The following is an 18,049-nucleotide window of genomic DNA, read 5'->3' as shown; positions in this document are numbered from 1 at the left end:
CCGCCAGTCGCCGGGTGTCGAAGAAGATCGCGCAGAACTCGTCGCGGATGCCGCCCGCGCGCCCCTCGCCGATCCAGTCGTAGTGGTCGGGCAGGTCGTGCTCGATGTCGCGCAGCTGGCGGTGCAGACCCTCCTGCGTACCGATGACCGTGGGCTGCTCCGCACGGAGCAGCTCGGCCATCACCGGACGCCGCTTGCGCCACGAGTTCGGCCCGACGGGCAGGGCGAACTTCAGGTTGAACGACATCACGTGCAGCTGGTCACCCTCGGCCGGACCGAACACCAGACGCTCACCTCCCCGATCGGCCGTCGCCGGCGGGTTCGTCAGCAGGACCGGCAGGCCCAACCCGATCGCCAACGCCGAGACCAGTACCACCGGACGCAGGACTCTACTGTGGACACGACCCGACCTGGCTCCCCCTCGAGATCCCGGCGATGTCCGGGATTCGGAGGAGCCGCGTCAGCGGATTGGGTTCGCTACGCGGCCGAGCACTATTCAAAACAGGTCTGCGGCGTGCCCGGGCGCTGCTGATCCGGAGTGTTTTGAATAGTGCTCCTCACTCACCAGATCGCGTCGGCGAACTCGGGACGGTCGATGAACGGGTTCCGGTTCTGCTGGAACTGCTCGAAGATGATGTCGTTGCGGGTCTGCTCCGCGGCGTCCGGCGGGTCCTGGGCGTGCCAGGCCAGCAGGACCGACAGCCGGCCAATGAACGGCTGGTCGTTGTTGCCCACCGAGTCGTTCGGCTCCAGGTCGGCGAAGCCGTCCTCGCCGTCGTAGCGGACGGCCATGTAGAAGATGCCGCGGGCCACGTCGCCCTTCACCGCGTCGCGCGGCTCGAACGAGTCCTCGTCGACGAAGTTGTCCGGCGCCTCGGGCACCTCCTCGCCGCCCAGGTCGAAGTCGAGGTTGCCACGGGTGGAGTTGACCCCGACCTCGCAGGGGCGCAGGTGGAACAGGTCCGTGCCGGGCCCGGGTGACGTGCCGAAGTCACCGTGGCTCTTTGCCCACGTGTGCTCGCGGTTCCACTGGTCGGCGTCGCCGCCGTTCGCGTCCTCCGGCATCGACGCGCCGCTGTAGATCATCAGCACGTTGGCGGGGCTGGCCGGATCCTCGTCGGTGACCTTCAGCGCGTCCCACACCTCGTCGTAGGTCAGGTGGGCGCCGTTGCCGATGATGCCGTGCAGCGCGGCGTGCAGCTCCGGGCCGGTCTTGCCCTCGGCCGCGTCGTAGTAGCCGGGCGGGATCTCGGCCGGCAGCCGGATGTCCGGCGCCGAGGCGGACATCGCGAGCGGCGGGACCGCGACTCCGACGACGGCGAGCAGCACGCCCGCGGCGGTCAGCACGGAGGCCTTCGATAACGCACGCATCGTTGCTCCAGGGGGGACCGGCGACGATCATCGTTACGAAAACACTGACACGCCAATGTGTTCGGCAGACACCCACGAAAGTCGGGTTTGACCGTCATCGCGCGGACGCGTTCAATGCACGGGGTTTCCCGAGGAAGATCTGGAGGCGGCGATGGAGCTGAGCCGGCGGGACGCGCTGCGCATGGGGACTTTCGGTGCCGTCGCGGCGGCCGGGGTGGTGGGTGTGGGAAACGCCTGGGCGGCGGATCCAAGACGTGGAGCCGAACACGGGACCGCTACGACGCTGGACCGCACGCTGCTGCTCGGACCGCCGGGTGCCGGTGGCTACCGGCCGATCGTGCCCGGCCCCGGCGAGCCCCACCTCGTGCGCGACGAGCTCACGCCCGGCCGGCGCGCGAAGACCCACCGCCGCCGCCCGATGGTCGCGTTCGGCCACCTCACCGACATCCACGTGGTCGACTCGCAGTCACCGGCCCGGGTGGAGTTCCTCGACCGGTACAACGACCCCGACTCGCCGCTCGTGGGCCTGCTGCCGTTCAGCTCCGCCTACCGCGCGCACGAGTTCCTGTCCGCGCACATCAGCGAGTCGATGGTGCGCGCGATGAACCTGGTCCACCGCGGGCCGGCGACCGGCCGCCCGCTGTCGTTCACCATCGCCACCGGCGACAACGTGGACAACACGCAGTACAACGAGCTGCGCTGGTACATCGACCTGCTCGACGGCCGACGGGTGCGGCCGGACTCCGGTGACCTGTCGCGCTACGAGGGCGTCGCGGACCAGGCGAGCTACGACGTGCGCTACTGGCACCCGGACGGCACCCCGCCCGGGCAACGGGACGACCGGCCGCGCGCCACGTACGGCTTCCCCACCGTGCCCGGTCTGCTCGACGCGGCACGCCGCCCGTTCCGCGCCACCGGGCTGGACACGCCGTGGCTGACCGCGTACGGCAACCACGACGGTCTGGTCCAGGGGAACCTGCCGCCGATCCCGGAGCTGGCGCCGCTGGCCGTCGGGAACCGCAAGATCATCGACCTGCCGCCCGGGACCGACGTCGTCCAGCTCGCGCTCCAGCTGCAGGCGCTCGACCCGCGGGGCCTGGCCACGCTGCTCGCCGGCCCCGCGCGCACGGTCAGCCCGGACCCGAACCGGCGCTTCGTCGGCCGGCCGGAGACCATCCGCGAGCACTTCGACACCAGCTCCCGGCCGCGCGGGCACGGGTTCGGCCGGTGGAACCTCGAGACCGGCAACGCCTACTACGCGTTCGACCGCGGCCCGGTACGCGGCATCGTGCTCGACACCGTCAACCCCAACGGCGGCGCCGAGGGCTCGATCGACACCGGGCAGCTCGCCTGGCTGGAGCGAGAGCTCGTCGCGGGCAGCAGCCGGTACACCGACGCGAGCGGCAAGCAGGTGTCCCGCCACGGCCGGGACCGGATCTTCGTGCTGTTCAGCCACCACACGATCGGGACGATGACGAACCTCAACGGCACGGACCGGGTCGACGGGAACGCGGTGCGCGCCCTGCTCCTGCGGTTCCCGAACGTCGTGCTGTGGGTCAACGGCCACACGCACCGCAACACGGTGCTCCCGCACCGCGCTCCCGCCGGCGGAGGGTTCTGGGAGGTCAACACGGCGGCGCACATCGACTGGCCGCAGCAGTCCCGGGTGATCGAGCTGGTGGACAACCAGGACGGCACGCTGTCCATCTTCGGCACGATCGTGGACATGGCCGCCCCGGAGTCCAACCACGGCCGGCTGGACGGCCCCACCGCGCTGGCGTCCCTGGCCCGGGAGCTCTCCGGCAACGACTGGCAGTCCCGGGACCGCCCGGTCCCGGGAGAGGACGGCCGCCGCGGCAAGGTCGAGGACCGCAACGTCGAGCTGCTGGTGCAGTCCCCGTTCCGCGTCACCGCAGGCCAAGACCTGGCCACGGCAAGCGCAACGGGCTAGCGACAGTGGATCACCGTGCGAGGTCTCGCGCCGACCAACGCAACCTCAGGGGACCGTGACGCCACCCAGCCGCAAGTACGTGGCTATCCGCAGCGTTCGCCGGAACCGCAACCAACACTCTGAACTCCGGGGAGGCGGACAGTCCGGGCCACCGACACCACGTCACCGTCGTGGCGGGCGCTCGCGGTGAGGTCCGGCGGGCGCGAGCGGAAGCCGGGAACGCCGGTCAGGCCACGGGTCTCGTCCATCGCGGTCAGCCGGGTCGCTCGCGTGTGGACGGTGAGCTCCACGCCGTCCGGCGGCGGATCCCGGAAGCGGATCTCCCCCGGCCAGCTCGCCTCGCGCGTGCCCGCCACGTCGACGGTGACCGGGTTCTCGCCCTCGACGGTCACCCGCGTGACCGGGGCGTCCAACCGCAGGGTCAGCGCCGGCGCGTCGCGGCGGGACGCCACCCACAACGTCACCGTGTCGTCCGTGCGGGAGCGGACCTCCACAGCCGGGCCGTCGAGGTCGAGGACCGGCGCCGGGCCCGTCCACAGCTCGCCGCGCGCGAAGCCGGGTGGCAGGCCCTCGGTCGACCGGTCGCGCACGTAGCCGCCGGTCCACGCCGTCGGCTCCCGCTCCGCGCTCACCCACGACGCCCGGCTCGCACCGGCGTCGAGCACGTACGCGAGGTGGCTCGACGCCGGATGTTCCGAGTCCGGCCGGTCCACCACGAGCCCCGCACCGGTCAGCGCCACCGCGAGCACCAGCACGGCGGCCGGCACGAGAGCCGCCGTGCCGCGGCGCGGGCCGCGCGCCGGCAGGAGCAGCTCGACCACCGGCAGGCCGAGCAGTCCGAACAGGACGGTGAACAGCGAGCCGGCGCCGCCCAGCTCGAGCCCCACCGCGACGAAGCTCATGTACCCGAAGTACGGCAGCAGTGCGCTGCCCACCACGAGTCCGAGCGCCGCCACCCCGACCGACCACAGTGGACGGTTCAGCAGCAGTGCGCCGACGAACCCGAGGGCCGCGAACAAGGCCGGCATCGTGAACAGGAACGACATGCCCGGCGCGAACACCGCACAGACCACGCCGAGCAGCGCCGGCCACGCGAGCCCGCCGGCCGCCAGCGCGGCGGGCCCGAGCCGGCGGCGCAGCAGCAGGTACCACCCGAGCAGCGCGAGAACCCCGAGCAGGATCAGCGCCGCGTGGTAGGCCACCGGCCGGTGCAGCAGCCCGCCCGTGCTGTCGTACGCGGGCCGCAGCCACACCAGTACGGTCCAGAACAGCTGGCCGAGCCCGAACGACACGGCGAGCGGCACGAGCGCGGACGCGGCACCGAGCAGCACCCGCGGCACGGTCACCAGGCCGCGCCGGCGGGCGAGCCAGGTCAGCAGCGCCACCAGCAGCACGGCCAGCACCGCGAGCGGCCAGACGGCCCCGTTCGGGTAGCTCACCGTCAGGCCGAGCACGCGGAAGTAGGTGTCGTCGTGGTCCGCGGCGAGCGTGCCCAGGTCCGCGGCGCCGAGCGCGCGGGCGAGCGCGAGCATGTTCTCGCCGTGGTGCTGCAGGCTCCCGCGGTCGAGGTTGGCGATCGAGTCGGCGGCGGTGTGGTAGCGGGCGGCGCCCTCGATGTAGGCGAAGTTCAACCCGCGCAACCCGCCCGCCATGAACGGGGTGAAGTCCGTGTTGTTCGGCAGCAGCCGGTACACCTCGACCATCGACGAGTCGCCACGCGGGTGCGGCACGGCGTCCGTGAACGCGCCGACCAGGCCCGCATTGTCCCGGGACGTCTCGAACATCAGCGACGGCCCGCCGACCCCGCGCGCCTCGAAGTTGAGCACCACCGCCCCGCGGCGGCCGAGCGGGTGCTCGCGGACGAACGCGTCCGCGCCGAGGAGCCCGTCCTCCTCGCCGTCGGTGATCAGCAGCACGATGTCGTTGCGCGGGCGGTCTCCGGTACGCAGCGCGCGGACCGTCTCGAGCATGGCCGCCACGGCCGCACCGTCGTCCGAGGCGCCCGGGCCCATGCCCACCGAGTCGTGGTGCGCGGCGAGCATCACGGTGCCGGTCGGGTCGGCACCCGGCAGCGTGGCGACGATGTTGTCGACCCGGCCGAACGCCGCGACCCCGTCGTCCGCGTAGGCGCCGACCGCGCGCTGGACCTCCACCTCGAGCCCGGCCGACCGGAGCTCGCCGGCCAGGTAGTCCTCGGTGCGGTCGTTGGCCGCGCTGCCCAGCGGCCGCGGCTCACGGGCGAACCGGGCCAGGTGGTCGAGTGCCCGCCCGGCACTGAACTCCCCGGCCGGTGCGGACTCCGGCGCGGGCTCGCCAACCCGCTCCGCGAACGCGTGCGCCGCCGTCGCCACCGCCAGCACCAGGAGCACGAGCAGACCCGCGAGCACCCGCCGCGGCGAGTCGATCAACGTCGTCACGCCGTGACAATAGGCCCTGCCGGGGTGGCCCGGGCGTTTGACGAAGGCCGTTCAGGGTACGAATCAGGGATCTCACCAGCGTCGCGCGGAACGTGGACGAACCGCGCACCTGCCAACCCCGGGCCGCAGTTCGTCCTCTACCTGGTGCTGTGGCTGGTGATGCCGAAGCGCTCCTGACGCGCGCCGGCATGCGGGCAACGCCACGGCGGTCCGCGCGTCCAAGTTGTCGTGGACCTGTACGACTGGACGCCCCGGGCGATCGTGTTCGACTGCGACGGTCTGCTCATGGACACCGAGCCATGCTGGTCGCTCGCCGAGGCGGAGCTGTTCGCGCGGCGCGGGCTGACGTTCGGCGCGGCGGAGAAGGCACTGGTCATCGGACGTTCGCTCGCGGCCGCGACCGGGACACTGGCGGAGCTGTTCGGCGAGCCGGGCAACGCGGCCGGGATCGCGGACGAGCTGATGGCACTCGTCACCGAGGTCGTGTCGGCCAAGGCCGAGGCGATGCCGGGCGCGCACGAGCTGGTCGAGCTCGCCGCCGCCCGCGTACCGGTCGCCGTCGCCAGCAACTCGCCGCGTGCCCTGATGGACGCTGCCCTCGCCCGCGGCGGCCTCGCGGACGCCTTCCCGGTCAGCCTCGCCGCCGACGAGGTCGCGCGTCCCAAGCCGGCGCCGGACCTCTACCGCACCGCGTGCGAGCGCCTGGCGGTCCAGCCGGGCACCGCGCTCGCGTTCGAGGACTCGATGACGGGCCTTGCCTCCGCACGGGCGGCGGGGCTGCCCGTGGTCGGGGTGCCCACGCTGCCCACCGGGGACTTCCCCGCGGATGTCGTGGTCTCGTCCCTGCGCGACGAGCGCCTGCTCACCTGGCTCGGAGGATGGCCGCTCCGGACGCCGCGGTAGGTACGAGCGGCGCTACCCGGCCGGCCCGTCCACTGTGGATGATGCGGGTCAGAATCCGTAGACACCGCGGCCGGGTGCCGGTGGGTGGCTGCCGGCCGGCGGGCGGGGCCGGCGCGGGCGCGCGCTCGGGTAGGCGGCCGGTACGCGGACCTGCCGCCACGACACGGAGAGCTCGGCACCGTACTGGCGAATCGCGGCGCGGGCCGGGCCGCGCCGATCGCCGACGAAGCAGGCCAGCGCGATCATGCTGACCGCGAGCCACACGTTCAGCCAGTCGTCGACCGTGGTGAGTGAGACCGGCGCGGCGCCCTCGGTGCGGACCACGGCGCCGCCGTAGTGCCACAGGAAGAACACGACGCCGCCGGTGATGAGAAAGGTCCGCCCGCCGCGGGGGCTGCGCGCCGCGGCCAGCCCGGCGAGACCGAGTGCGAGATGGACGGCGTCGTCGGGCGCGGTGAGCGCGGAGGAGGACCCCAGCCCGAGAACGCCCGCGACGACGAACAGCGCGGCGATCACCTCGACCGCGAGCCGACCCGGATTCCAACGTGCCATGCGGTGATGATCCACTATGTGCGGCCGTTCCGCCGGAGAAACGCCGGATCTCGCCGAAATCGGTCGGTTACTGACCGTGTGGGGCGTCTCACCCGCACCAGCTGATGGTGGTGTGCCACGATTCCTATGTCGAAAGGAATCCATGAGCGCATCGGGAACCATCGCCGTCGACCGGGTGGTAGACCGGTTGGTTGACGCAGACCACTACCCCCTGTCCGATCCGGACGGCCCCGCATGGCGGGAGATCGTCACCCGCACTCGCGCCGCACTGGACGAGCTCGGCTGCTGCGTCCTCCCCGACTTCATCCGGCCGTCGCTGCGCGCGGAGCTCGAGCACGAGTGCGCGCGGATCGCCCCGCTGGCGCACACGAAGGTCGAGCGGGTCAACGCGTACAACATCGCGCTCGGCACGCCGCTGCCCGACGGGCATCCCGGCCGCGTGATCATGGAGCGTGGCAACGCCTTCGTGGCTCGCGACCACATCCCGGCGTCCTCGATCATCCACCGGCTCTACACCAGCCCGCTGTTCCAGCGCTTCGTCGCCGACTGCTTCGCGCTGCCCGCGCTCCACGAGCTCGCCGACCCGCTGTCGGGCCTGTGCCTCAACGTGATCGCGCCGGGCCGTGCGCACCCGTGGCACTTCGACACCAACGAGTTCACGGTCAGCATGCTCACCCGGCCAGCCGACGACGGCGGAGTCTTCGAGTACTGCCCGAGCATCCGCTCCGCCGAGGCCGAGAACTTCGACGACGTCGCCGCGGTCCTCGCCGGCCGGGGCGGGCACCGCGTCCGCCGGCTCGAGCCGCGGCCCGGCGACCTGCAGCTGTTCCGCGGGCGCTTTTCACTGCACCGGGTCAGCACCGTGCGCGGCGGGAATGCCCGGCACGCGGCGATCTTCGCCTACAGCCAGCGCCCCGGCGTGGTCGGCAGCGCCGAGCGGACCCGGCAGCTCTTCGGCCGGCTCCTGCCTGACCACCTCGCCGCGGACGCCGTCCGGGGCGACCTCCTGCTCGACTAGACGGAAGGCGGGCCAGTGCCCTTCGACTCGACCGGCAAGATCTCCTTCGACCACATCTACACCGAACCCGATCCCCGTCCCTACCTCCGCACGCTGGGCGCGCTGGACTACCACCTGCCCCAGCTCGCCAAGCCGTACTTCGCCAAGCTGATCGACGAGCGCCGGTCGCCGACCGTGCTCGACGTGGGGTGCTCCTACGGCGTCAACGCCGCGCTGTACCGGTGTGACACGACCATGGACGACCTCTCCGCGCACTACGCGAGCGAGGAGGCCACCCAGCTCGACCGGGCCGCGCTGATCGAGCGGGACCGGGCGCTCGTGCGCGCCCCCGCGAGCCGTGCGGCCCGGTTCGTCGGGCTGGACGTGGCGGCGCCCGCGCTGGAGTACGCGCGGGCGGCCGGGTTCCTCGACGAGGCGGTGCACGCCGACCTGGAGCACGACGAGCCGACCGAGCGGCAGGCGGCCGTGCTGGCGGAGGCGGACCTGGTGATCTCGACCGGCTGCATCGGCTACGTCACCGAGCGGACCATCGGCCGCATCGCCGAGCTGCCCGGTGGACGGCGTCCCGCGATGGCGCACTTCGTGCTGCGGATGTTCTCCTACGAGCCGGTCGCCGACCGCCTGGCCGGCCTCGGCTACGAGACCGTCGGCGTCGCCGGCGTTTTCCGGCAGCGCCGGTTCGCCTCCGCACGCGAGCGGGAACAGATCCTGGACACGCTGCGCGCCGCCGGTGTGGAGCCGCACGAACTGGAGACCGAGGGCTGGCTGTGCGCCCAGCTCTACCTCTCCCGGACCGCCGAGAACAGCGCCGACAACCGAGGGTGACCGTGACCGAGAGCCCCCGCACGTTCGGCGACGAGGACCGGCTCCCCCGGGTGCCCGTACCGACCCTGGCCGACACCTGCCGGCGATTCCTCGAATGGTCCGCGCCCCTGCTCACCGACGAGCAGCGGGCCCGGACGGAGAAGGCCGTGGCGGAGTTCCTCGCACCGGACAGTCCCGCGCACGAGCCGCAGGCGGCGCTGGAGCGCTTCGACGCGGAGCCGGGCGTGGCCAGCTGGCTGGACCGCTTCTGGCCCTACCGCTATCTCGGCCGCCGCGACCGCATCGCGCTCAACGCAAACTTCTTCTTCCTGTTCCACGACTCCGGCGCGGACCAGGTGAGCCGGGCGGCCGGGCTCGTCGCCACGGCCGTCGACTACAAGCTGCGGCTCGACGGCGAGGAGATCCCACCGGTCGTCCAGCGCGGGCGCCCGCTGTCCATGGTGCAGAACAAGTTCCTGTTCTCCACCACCCGCATCCCCGGTGCCGCGCAGGACACCGTCCGCGCGCCCTACAGCGACGAGCACCCGGGGCCCGCGACGGCACGGCACATCGTGGTCTTCCACCGGAGCACGCCGTTCCGGCTCGACGTGCTCGACCCGGACGGCCGGCCCTACGACCGCACGGACCTCGCCGCGGCGCTGCGGTCGCTGATGAGCACCGGACCCAGGTTGGACGATCCGCGCACCGCCACCGGACACCTCACCACCATGGCCCGCGCCGACTGGGCGGCGTCGCGGCGGGCCCTGCTCGACGCGGCGCCGGGCAACGCGACGGCGCTCGAGGAGATCGAGACCGCGCTGTTCTGCCTGTGCCTCGAGGACCTCTCCCCCGCCGGCCAGCAGGAGGCGTGCGACCAGCTGCTCCACGGCGACAGCGGCAACCGGTGGTTCGACAAGTCGTTCTCGCTCGTCGTGTTCGCCGACGGCAGCGCGGGGATCAACGTCGAGCACTGCGGGCTGGACGGGACCACGATCCTCAGCTTCGTCGACACCATGCTCGGCTCGCCACTCACCCGGCCGACGACCCGCGGGCTGCCCGAGGTCACCCCCATCGTGTTCACGCTGGACGACACGCTGCGACGGACGACCCGTGCCGCGGCCGAGTCCTTCGCCGCCTTCGCGGCCGCGACCGCGACGTCCACACTGTCCTTCGTGGACTTCGGCGCGGGCCGGGCGAAGGAGCTCGGCATGTCGCCGGACGCGTTCGTGCAACTGGCCTACCAGCTCGCGCTCCGCCGTGCCAAGGGGATGACCGGCGCCACCTACGAGTCGATCGCCACCCGCCAGTACCGGCACGGCCGCACCGAGGCGATGCGCGTCGTCACCCCCGAGGTGCTGCGGTTCGTGTCCACAATGGAGGATACGGTGGCCGGCCCGGCGGAGCGCCTCGCCGCGTTCCGGGACGCCGCGAGCAAGCACGTGGCGCGCGCGAAGGAGTGTCAGGCCGGCGACGCGCCGGAGCAGCACCTGTGGGAGCTGGCGCTGATCGCGAAGCGGGCCGGCACCGCCGAGCCACCCGCGCTGTACGAGAGCCCCGGCTGGCTCGTCATGCGCGACGACTACCTCAGCACCAGCTCGGCGCCGTCGGAGAACATCCAGTTCTTCGGGTTCGGCTCCACGAGCCCCCAGTGCATCGGCGTCGCGTACGTGCTGCTGCCCGACCGCCTGAACGTCTACCTGAGCACCCCGGCGACGGTGGCCGACCAGATGCACACCTTCGCCCGCGAGCTGGCCTCGGCCATCCGCGAGCTGGAGGACCTGCTGGCCAACGCTCCGGCCGACTAATCGGTGCGGCGGAGCTCGAGGTAGACGGCGAACCCCAGCGCGACGAGGTAGCCGACCACCGCCAGCGGCAGGCCGAACCACACCATGAGCCCGGCCCCGATGTTGGCGCCGATGGTCTCGGCGGTGACCACGCGCAGGGTGAGCCCGACGAGCACGCTCCCCCACGCCGCCGCGGACAGCACGACCCACCACCGGCGGTCGGCGCGGCCGTGGCGGATGGCCCGGATCATCGGCGGCAGCACCAGGACGACGACTCCGAGCGCCAGGAAACCCAGCAGCAGCTCCAGGATCCGGTCGGGCTCGGACGAGAACCAGGCTCCGGACGTGTCGCCGGGCAGCAGGCCCCACAGGGCAACCGGCAGGGCGACGGTCAGCCCCAGCACCGCCAGGGGAAACCACGGTGGCCGCCTCGCGGGCCGACGTTCGGGCATGGCGTGACCGTACGCCTCGGGGTCGTGGCGGCCGCCACCGCGCTCTTGACTGACCGGTCAACTCGCGGATACGTTCGGCGGCATGCAGACACGTGACCGGATCGTCCGGTCCGCCGCCAAGCTCTTCCTCACCCGCAGCTACGAGTCCGTCGGCGTCACGGATCTCTGCGACGTGGCCGACGTGCGGAAGGGCAGCTTCTACCACTTCTTCCCGTCCAAGGCGGACGTGGCGAAGGCGGTCGTCGACCTGCATGCCGGCGAGCTGGAGCGACTGCTCGCCGAGGACGGCGACGACGGGCCGGCCGCGCGGCTGTTCGCGGTGGCCGACGCCGTGACGGTCATCCAGACCGGCTTCGAGCGGCGGTTCGGCCGGATCGTGGGGTGCCCGTTCGGCAACCTCGCCGCCGAACTGTCCACAACGGACGACGGGCTGCGCGAGCACGTCGCCGGGGTGTTCGCCCGCTGGGAGGCGTGGCTGGCACGGGCGTGCCGGGACGCCGCCGCGCACGGTGTGCTCCGCGACGGCGTGGAGCCGGACCGGCTCGCCCACATGATCCTTGCCCAGATCCAGGGCCTGATCCTGCTCGCGAAGGTCTCTGGCGGCCAGGCGGCCGACATCAGCACGGGCCTGCGCGCGCTCATCGCGGCCAACCTCAAGGAGGGCACATGAACGTCGACTTCCACTTCGACCCGATGTGCCCGTTCGCGTACCAGACCTCGCGGTGGATCCGGCACGTCCGCGCCGAGCTGGGCGTGACCGTCCACTGGAGATTCTTCAGCCTCGAGGAGGTGAACCGGTTCGAGGGCAAGAAGCACCCGTGGGAGCGGGCGTGGTCCTACGGCTGGTCCCTGATGCGGATCGGCGCGCTGCTGCGCCGACGGGACATGGCCCTGCTCGACTCCTGGTACGCGACCGTGGGCCGGGAGCTGCACGAGCGGGGCGGCAAGCCGCATGACCCCGAGGTCGCCCGGCGGCTGCTGGCCGAGCTCGGGCTCGCACCGGAACTGCTCGACGAGGCGCTCGCCGACGACACCACGCACGACGAGGTCCGGGCCGACCACCAGCGGGTGGTCGACGCGGGCGGGTTCGGGGTGCCGACGCTGTTCTTCCCGGACGGGCAGTGCCTGTTCGGCCCGGTGCTCGTCGACCCGCCGGCCGGCCGGGACGCGGTGCGGCTCTGGCACGTGGTCGCCGGCATGGCCGAGTTCCCCCACGTCTACGAGCTCCAGCGGCCCAAGGCACCGGCCGACCAGGCGCTGATCGCCGAGCGCCTGCGGCCCTACCTGCGTGGCCGGGACTGGGTCAGCGTCGACCGTGGACAGGTCATCGACCTCGGGAGTCCGTCATGATCGACAAGAACGTCGTCGTCCCCGCGCTGGTGGCCGAGTGGTCGGCCCTCGACGAGCTGCTCTCCGCGCTGGACTCGCCGCGGTGGGCCGTGCCGACCGCCCTGCCGGGCTGGTCGGTGCAGGACAACGTCTCGCACATCGTCGGCACCGAGTGCGCGCTCGCCGGCCAGGCCCCGCCGCCGTGCGCGGCCGACGTACGCGGCTTTTCCCATGTGCACAACGACATCGGCGTGGTGAACGAGCTGTGGGTAGAGGGGCTGCGGCAGGAGAGCCCGGCCCGGGTGCTCGAGCGGTTCCGCGAGATCACCGCGAGCCGGCGCGCGACCCTGGAAGCCATGACGCAGGCCGACTTCGACGCTCCCTCGTGGACACCCGCGGGCCAGCGGACCTACGGCCGGTTCATGCGGATCCGGCTGTTCGACTGCTGGATGCACGAGCAGGACATCCGCGAGGCGCTGGGCATCCCCGGCAACGACAGCGGGCCGTGCGCGCAGGGCGCACTGTCCGAAGTGGTCGACGCGCTCGGCTACCTCGTCGGGAAGCGCGCCGGTGCTCCGAACGGCGCGAGCGTCACGTTCGAGCTGACCGGGCCGGCGCACGCCACGTGGCACGTCGCGGTCGACGGCCGCGCCGCGGTGGTCGATGCGCTGCCGGGTTCCGCCACGACCACCGTGCGGCTCTCGTCGAACCTGTTCGCCCGGCTGGCCGGCGGCCGCGTGCTGGTGGCGGACCGGATCGGCGAGGTCACCGTCGAGGGCGACACCGACCTCGGCACTCGGGTCGTGCACGCCCTGCCGTTCACGATCTAGCGCGGTGGCCACCGCACTTGTTTCCGTGTCGATCCGGCGGTCGGCCGTTCGTGTAGGGGGCATGAACGAGACACGAACGCTGCTCACCGGACGCGGGCTGGTGGAGTCGCCGCGCTGGCACGGCGACCGGCTGTACTTCTCGGACTGGTCCGCGGGCGAGGTGGTCGCGGTCGGGCTCGACGGCCGCGACGAGGTGGTCGCCCGGGTGAGGTCCCTGCCGCTGTGCACGGCGTGGCTGCCCGACGGCCGGCTGCTGATCGTCGACTCGGCGAGCGGCCTACTGTTGCGCCGGGAGCCGGACGGCGCGCTGGTCACCCACGCGGACCTCGGCCGGTTCGGCTGGAACGACATCGCCGTGGACGGCCGCGGCAACGCCTACGTCAACCGCATCGGGTTCGACCCCATGGCCGGCGAGGACGTCCGGCCGGGCTTCGTGCACCTGGTCACCCCGGACTGCTCGGTGCGCGAGGTCGCCGGCGACATCGCCTTCCCCAACGGGATGGCGGTGACCCCGGACGACGCCACCCTGATCGTCGCGGACTCCTACCGGCACGCGCTCGTGGCGTTCGACATCGGGCCGGACGGCGGGCTGTCGAACAGGCGCGTCTGGGCGGACCTCGGCGACGGCGCGCCGGACGGCATCTGCGTGGACGCGGAGAACGCCGTCTGGTACGCAGACGTGCCGAACGAGCGCTGCGTGCGGGTAGCCGAGGGCGGCCGGGTGCTGCGCACGGTCGACCTGGACCGTGGCGGGTTCGCCTGCGCTCTCGGCGGTCCCGACGGGACGACGCTGTTCGTCGTGGCGGCGACGTGGCGGGGCATGACCGGGGAGGAGCTGGTGGCACCCGGGTCCGGCCAGGTGCTCGCCGTCGACGTGGACGTCCCCGCGGCCGGCCTGCCGTGACGGATCACCCGCTGGCGGTGCCGGTCGAGAGTGCCGTGACCGGATAGGGTTGCGCCATGACGCCGGACGACGTCGATCGGGTCGCTCTGGGGTTGCCCGAGGCGGTGCTCGACCACGCCTTCGGGCCGGAGACCAACGTGTACAAGGTGGCCGGCAAGGTCTTCGGGATCATGCAGCCGGCCGGCGACCCGCCGCAGGTGACGCTCAAGTGCGAGCCCGCGCTCGCGCTGGAGCTGCGTGCCCAGTTCCCCGCCGTGATCCCCGGGTACCACGCGAACAAGCGGCACTGGAACACCGTGGTGCTCGACGGCACCGTGCCGGCCGACGAGGTTCGCGAGATGGTCGAGCATTCCTACGACCGAGTCGTCGCGACGCTGCCGAAGGCGGTGCGGGTACGGCTGGACAGGTAGCCGGTCAGCTCCCCTTCGGGCGGCGCAACCACGCGGTCGTGCCGGGCAGGTACATACACACCAAGGCGACGAGGACCAGAACCGCATACGCCAGCAGTCCCGCGATCACCGGGTTACGCAGGTCGCCGAGCATCGGGTCGGTGAGCGCGGAGATCACGAACGCGGCGTAGGCCACGCCGAGCACCGCGACGAGGGTGAGGATCACCCGGGCCCAGCCGCGGGCCGCGCGCATCGCGCCGGCGAGGGTCAGCCCCAGCAGGCCCAGCAGCACGCCGGCACCGATCACGATCAGGACGGACACGGACGCCACCCGATCGATCGTGGCCTGCGTGGCGCCCGCGTCGCCGTCGCGGGCGAGGCGCGCGAACTCGGCGCGCATGGGGTCGATCTTGGTCGACGCCAGCCCGGCGACCGCGCCGAGGAGCAGGCCGGCGACCAGCCAGCACCAGAAGGACAGCGAGATGGCTCGCGGCCGCGGCAGGTCCTCGAGCCTGGCCATCGGCGGCATCGACAGGCGCGCCGTGCTCGGTCGCGGCGGCGGAGCGTCGAACTCGCTCATCACGCGCCATCACCCGCGGGAATTTCGGCCTCCGACTCAGGCGGTTGCTCCGCCGAGCTGTCAGGCGGAGGGGGCTCCTCGGTCGTGGTCGTGGTCGTCTCTGGCGGAGGCGGTTCCGTTGTCGTGGTTGTTGTTTCCTCTGGTGGTGGGGACTCCTCTTCGGAGGTCGTACCGGGGTCCTGACTCGCCGGATTCCCAGTGGGGATGGTGGGACTGTCGTCGCCGCCGGTGGGTGGGGCGGGTGGTGGCTTGGCGCCGTCGACGAGCGCGTCGCGGTTCTTGGCGGTCGTCGGCTTCGGGGCCAGTGCGGCCGCGCTCGCCTCGGCGGGTTCGGCGTCGGAGCGGGTGGGGCCGGGCGGGGTCGTCTCGGTGTACGGCTCGCCGGTCCACGGGTCGTCGCCGTCCTTCGGCGTGACCGAACCCGAACCGCCGGTCGCCGGTGCGGCGATGTCGTCCCCCGTCTGCGCGTCACCGCTGGGCAGCACGTCCGTACCCACTATGCCGGTCCACACGACCAGCAGCGCGATCACGCCCGCCGCCACCCCGACGAGCATCGGCATCACCCGGCGCGGCGAAGGAGCCTCCTCCTCCTCGTCCGGCGACTCCTCCAGCAGCGCCGCCGGCTCGCGGACCGCGGTGCCGGCCTGCCGCGCCGAGACGCTGCGCGCGGCGCCGATCGCGACGACCGCCTTCGGATCGGTGTCGACCGTGACGGGCAGGTCGAGCTCGACCCCGACCCGTTGCGCGACAAGGGGAATCCGGGACGAGCCGCCGACCAGCAGCACCGCGGACAGGTCGGCCGCGCGCAGGCCGGCCGAGCTGGTCGCACGCCGCATGGCGTCGATGGTCTCGTCGATCGCCGGGGCGATCAGCTGTTCGAACTCCCCGCGCACCATGCGTACGTGGGTGTTCACGCCCGGCAGCATCACCGGGATCGTGACCTCGGTGTCGGACGAGAGCGCCTTCTTCGCCTCGGTGCACTCCCGGCGCAGTGTCGCCGCGGCGGTGATCATCATCGGGTCGGCGAAGTCGAGTCCCGCCCACACCGGGCCGAGGTGTGCGCGCACCTGCTCGAACACGGCCTCGTCGAAGTCGACCCCGCCGAGCGAGTCGATCCCCTCCGGGCGGCCGGCGAGCTCGAACCCGCCGCTGTCGAGCTGGCGAACGATCGCGGCGTCGAACGTCCCGCCGCCCAGGTCGTAGACACCGATGGCGGCCCCGGGCTCGACGTGCTGGGAGGCGGCGTAGGCGACGGCCGCCGCCTCCGGCTCGGTCACCAGCGTGACCTCGCAGTCCTCCCCGCCCACGCCCGCGAACATGAGGGCGTCGGACAGCAGCGTGCGCTTGTGCGGACCCCACGACGCCGGGTAGGTCACTCCGATGCCCGCCGGCGGCGCGCCCTCCCGCTCGGTAACCCGGTCGACCACCCAGCGGATGACTCGGGCGGCGAGCGTGTGCGCGCCGATGGGCTGCCCGGAGACGAGCACCGGGGTCTGGTCCCCGATGCGGCGCTTGACCTCGCGCACGACGCGGTCCGGATCGGTCACCGCGCGGCGAACCGCGGCGTCACCCACCACGAGCGCGCCGTCCGGCGCCACGAACACGACCGACGCGGTCGACGTCCCGTTCTCCCCCAACGGGACGAGTTCGACCGTTCGCTCACCGTCACGATGAACGGCCGCCGCCGTGAACGTGGTGCCGAAATCGATCCCCAGCCGGTAACTCATGCACGCCTCCAAGCGAAACGTTCGCTTGTGAAGACGTTGTATGACCATTAAACGTTACGAAATGCGTCACCGGGGCGAAAAATGACGTAGCGGAAGGAAAACTCGTGATAGTTCGTCTGCTGCCCGCGGCGGTGGCCATCTCCTGCGTCGCGACGCTGGTCGGGTGCTCGTCCGACGACGAGCCGAGACCACCGCGCGTGCCCTCCATCGAGTCGCCGAAGGGGCTCGTCGGCCTCGACCCGTGCACGCTCGTGGACGGTGAGGCCCGGGCCACACTCGGGCTCGGACCGGGCGAGCCGGGCACCGACGAGCTGGGCGCGAACTGCCGCTGGAACGGCCGAAGTCCGCTGACCGTACGGCTCACGTCGTACACGAGCGGTGATGGGCTGACCGACCTGACCAAGGAGGTCGCCCCGGAGGCCAGCCGGGTCCGGCTGCGGGGCTACCCGGCGCTGGAGACGTTCACGACCGGCGGCGAGTTCTGCCGCTACGACGTCGGCGTCGCGCAGGAGCAGGCGATCGTAGCCACGATGGACGGCGGGAAGCCGGATTCGTGCACCGCGCTACAAAAACTACTCACAGGTGTTCTCTCGCAACTTCCCGCATCGAAGTAGGGCGTTTCGCGGCACCGGCGAATTGGGGGCTAATCCCCTAACGGGCTGGTGGGGGGAAGCCGGAGATCCCCGGCAATACCTCCGGCGGGATGCGGGCGTAACCCCGATTACCGCCCGCGGCGGACGCCATAGGTTTCCGGCAGGCCGGGCGGAGGCCGTCGGGGTACCGGATCTACCAATCCGCCCACAGACAGGGAGCAAGACAGAGATGGGTGACTTCAACTTCCAGCAGTACGTCGCGCCCGTGCAGGACGTCGACGGAAACGCCGCGGGCGGCGCCGGCGGGGCCGGCGGCCACAGCGGCAGCCTCGCGTTCGGCTACGCCGACGCGGACGCCGACGGCGGCAAGGCGGACGGCGGTAACGCCGCCGGTGGCGATGGCGGCAACGGTGCCGGCGGTGACGGTGGCAACTCGGCGGCGCTG

General features: G+C 72.3%; 17 protein-coding genes and 2 pseudogenes. 12 read left to right on the top strand and 7 right to left on the bottom strand.

All coding sequences use genetic code 11. From position 1 onward, the window contains the following. A pseudogene (locus ACRDTB_RS31225) lies at positions 1–376 on the bottom strand (endonuclease/exonuclease/phosphatase family protein); the annotation flags it as partial. 185 nt (positions 377–561) lie between these two features. Then, positions 562–1,371: an endonuclease I family protein gene (locus ACRDTB_RS31220; protein WP_431435781.1), complete on the bottom strand. Its 810-nt coding sequence runs from the start codon at positions 1,369–1,371 to the stop codon at positions 562–564. A 151-nt stretch (positions 1,372–1,522) separates the two neighbouring features. Here ACRDTB_RS31220 and ACRDTB_RS31215 point away from each other — a divergent pair, with 151 nt between their 5' ends. Next, the gene (locus ACRDTB_RS31215; RefSeq protein ID WP_431435780.1) at positions 1,523–3,322 is read left to right on the top strand and encodes a TIGR03767 family metallophosphoesterase; all 1,800 of its coding nucleotides are present in this window, start codon (positions 1,523–1,525) and stop codon (positions 3,320–3,322) included. A gap of 83 nt (positions 3,323–3,405) precedes the next feature. On the opposite strand, the gene ACRDTB_RS31210 is transcribed toward ACRDTB_RS31215, so the two are convergent. After that, the gene (locus tag ACRDTB_RS31210; RefSeq protein WP_431435779.1) at positions 3,406–5,739 is read right to left on the bottom strand and encodes a M20/M25/M40 family metallo-hydrolase; all 2,334 of its coding nucleotides are present in this window, start codon (positions 5,737–5,739) and stop codon (positions 3,406–3,408) included. A 228-nt stretch (positions 5,740–5,967) separates the two neighbouring features. Between ACRDTB_RS31210 and ACRDTB_RS31205 the strand changes: the two genes are divergently transcribed. Then, the gene (locus tag ACRDTB_RS31205; RefSeq protein ID WP_431435778.1) at positions 5,968–6,642 is read left to right on the top strand and encodes an HAD family hydrolase; all 675 of its coding nucleotides are present in this window, start codon (positions 5,968–5,970) and stop codon (positions 6,640–6,642) included. A gap of 48 nt (positions 6,643–6,690) precedes the next feature. Here ACRDTB_RS31205 and ACRDTB_RS31200 read toward each other — a convergent pair whose 3' ends face one another. Beyond that, positions 6,691–7,194 carry a DUF4383 domain-containing protein gene (locus tag ACRDTB_RS31200; protein WP_431435777.1) on the bottom strand — a complete coding sequence of 168 codons (504 nt, stop codon included), beginning with the start codon at positions 7,192–7,194 and terminating at the stop codon, positions 6,691–6,693. Positions 7,195–7,336: 142 nt separating this feature from the next. On the opposite strand from ACRDTB_RS31200, the gene ACRDTB_RS31195 reads away from it, so the two are divergent. Genes ACRDTB_RS31195 through ACRDTB_RS31185 form a run of 3 tightly spaced genes read left to right on the top strand, consistent with a single transcriptional unit; the run spans position 7,337 to position 10,821 of the window. Then, positions 7,337–8,212 carry a HalD/BesD family halogenase gene (locus ACRDTB_RS31195; RefSeq protein WP_431435776.1) on the top strand — a complete coding sequence of 292 codons (876 nt, stop codon included), beginning with the start codon at positions 7,337–7,339 and terminating at the stop codon, positions 8,210–8,212. 15 nt (positions 8,213–8,227) lie between these two features. Then, on the top strand, positions 8,228–9,037 hold the full coding sequence (locus ACRDTB_RS31190; RefSeq protein ID WP_431435775.1) for a class I SAM-dependent methyltransferase: 810 nt from the start codon (positions 8,228–8,230) through the stop codon (positions 9,035–9,037). Continuing rightward, positions 9,034–10,821: a choline/carnitine O-acyltransferase gene (locus ACRDTB_RS31185; RefSeq protein ID WP_431435774.1), complete on the top strand. Its 1,788-nt coding sequence runs from the start codon at positions 9,034–9,036 to the stop codon at positions 10,819–10,821. The genes ACRDTB_RS31190 and ACRDTB_RS31185 overlap by 4 nt, the downstream gene beginning before the upstream one ends. Here the strand turns inward: ACRDTB_RS31185 and ACRDTB_RS31180 are convergent. Next, positions 10,818–11,252: a hypothetical protein gene (locus tag ACRDTB_RS31180; protein ID WP_431435773.1), complete on the bottom strand. Its 435-nt coding sequence runs from the start codon at positions 11,250–11,252 to the stop codon at positions 10,818–10,820. The genes ACRDTB_RS31185 and ACRDTB_RS31180 overlap by 4 nt on opposite strands. A gap of 82 nt (positions 11,253–11,334) precedes the next feature. On the opposite strand from ACRDTB_RS31180, the gene ACRDTB_RS31175 reads away from it, so the two are divergent. From ACRDTB_RS31175 to ACRDTB_RS31155, 5 genes are all read left to right on the top strand, one after another. Next, complete coding sequence (locus ACRDTB_RS31175) at positions 11,335–11,922, top strand: TetR/AcrR family transcriptional regulator (RefSeq protein WP_431435772.1); 588 nt, start codon at positions 11,335–11,337, stop codon at positions 11,920–11,922. Beyond that, positions 11,919–12,602: a DsbA family oxidoreductase gene (locus ACRDTB_RS31170; RefSeq protein ID WP_431435771.1), complete on the top strand. Its 684-nt coding sequence runs from the start codon at positions 11,919–11,921 to the stop codon at positions 12,600–12,602. The genes ACRDTB_RS31175 and ACRDTB_RS31170 overlap by 4 nt, the downstream gene beginning before the upstream one ends. Continuing rightward, positions 12,599–13,411, top strand: a complete 813-nt coding sequence (locus tag ACRDTB_RS31165; protein ID WP_431435770.1) for a maleylpyruvate isomerase family mycothiol-dependent enzyme — start codon at positions 12,599–12,601, stop codon at positions 13,409–13,411. Before ACRDTB_RS31170 ends, ACRDTB_RS31165 begins: the two co-directional genes overlap by 4 nt. 61 nt (positions 13,412–13,472) lie before the next feature. Continuing rightward, positions 13,473–14,315, top strand: coding sequence for an SMP-30/gluconolactonase/LRE family protein (locus ACRDTB_RS31160; RefSeq protein ID WP_431435769.1), 843 nt, complete (start codon positions 13,473–13,475; stop codon positions 14,313–14,315). Positions 14,316–14,371: 56 nt separating this feature from the next. Continuing rightward, entirely contained in the window at positions 14,372–14,725 is a 354-nt protein-coding gene (locus ACRDTB_RS31155; protein ID WP_431435768.1) for an MmcQ/YjbR family DNA-binding protein, read from the top strand. Between the two features lie 4 nt (positions 14,726–14,729). On the opposite strand, the gene ACRDTB_RS31150 is transcribed toward ACRDTB_RS31155, so the two are convergent. Both ACRDTB_RS31150 and ACRDTB_RS31145 read right to left on the bottom strand, forming a co-directional pair. Continuing rightward, on the bottom strand, positions 14,730–15,284 hold the full coding sequence (locus tag ACRDTB_RS31150) for a hypothetical protein (RefSeq protein ID WP_431435767.1): 555 nt from the start codon (positions 15,282–15,284) through the stop codon (positions 14,730–14,732). Beyond that, entirely contained in the window at positions 15,284–17,011 is a 1,728-nt protein-coding gene (locus ACRDTB_RS31145; protein WP_431435766.1) for an Hsp70 family protein, read from the bottom strand. The genes ACRDTB_RS31150 and ACRDTB_RS31145 overlap by 1 nt, the downstream gene beginning before the upstream one ends. A gap of 104 nt (positions 17,012–17,115) precedes the next feature. Between ACRDTB_RS31145 and ACRDTB_RS31140 the strand changes: the two genes are divergently transcribed. Further along, a complete protein-coding gene (locus ACRDTB_RS31140; protein ID WP_431435765.1) occupies positions 17,116–17,625 on the top strand; it encodes a DUF3558 family protein in 510 nt (169 codons plus the stop codon). A 208-nt stretch (positions 17,626–17,833) separates the two neighbouring features. Next, a pseudogene (locus ACRDTB_RS31135) lies at positions 17,834–18,049 on the top strand (hypothetical protein); the annotation flags it as partial.

This window comes from Actinophytocola sp. (assembly GCF_050699935.1).
Taxonomy (GTDB): Bacteria; Actinomycetota; Actinomycetes; order Mycobacteriales; family Pseudonocardiaceae; genus Actinophytocola.
Note: the sequence above shows the minus strand (reverse complement) of the source record. Positions and strands in the feature narration are given on the sequence as shown.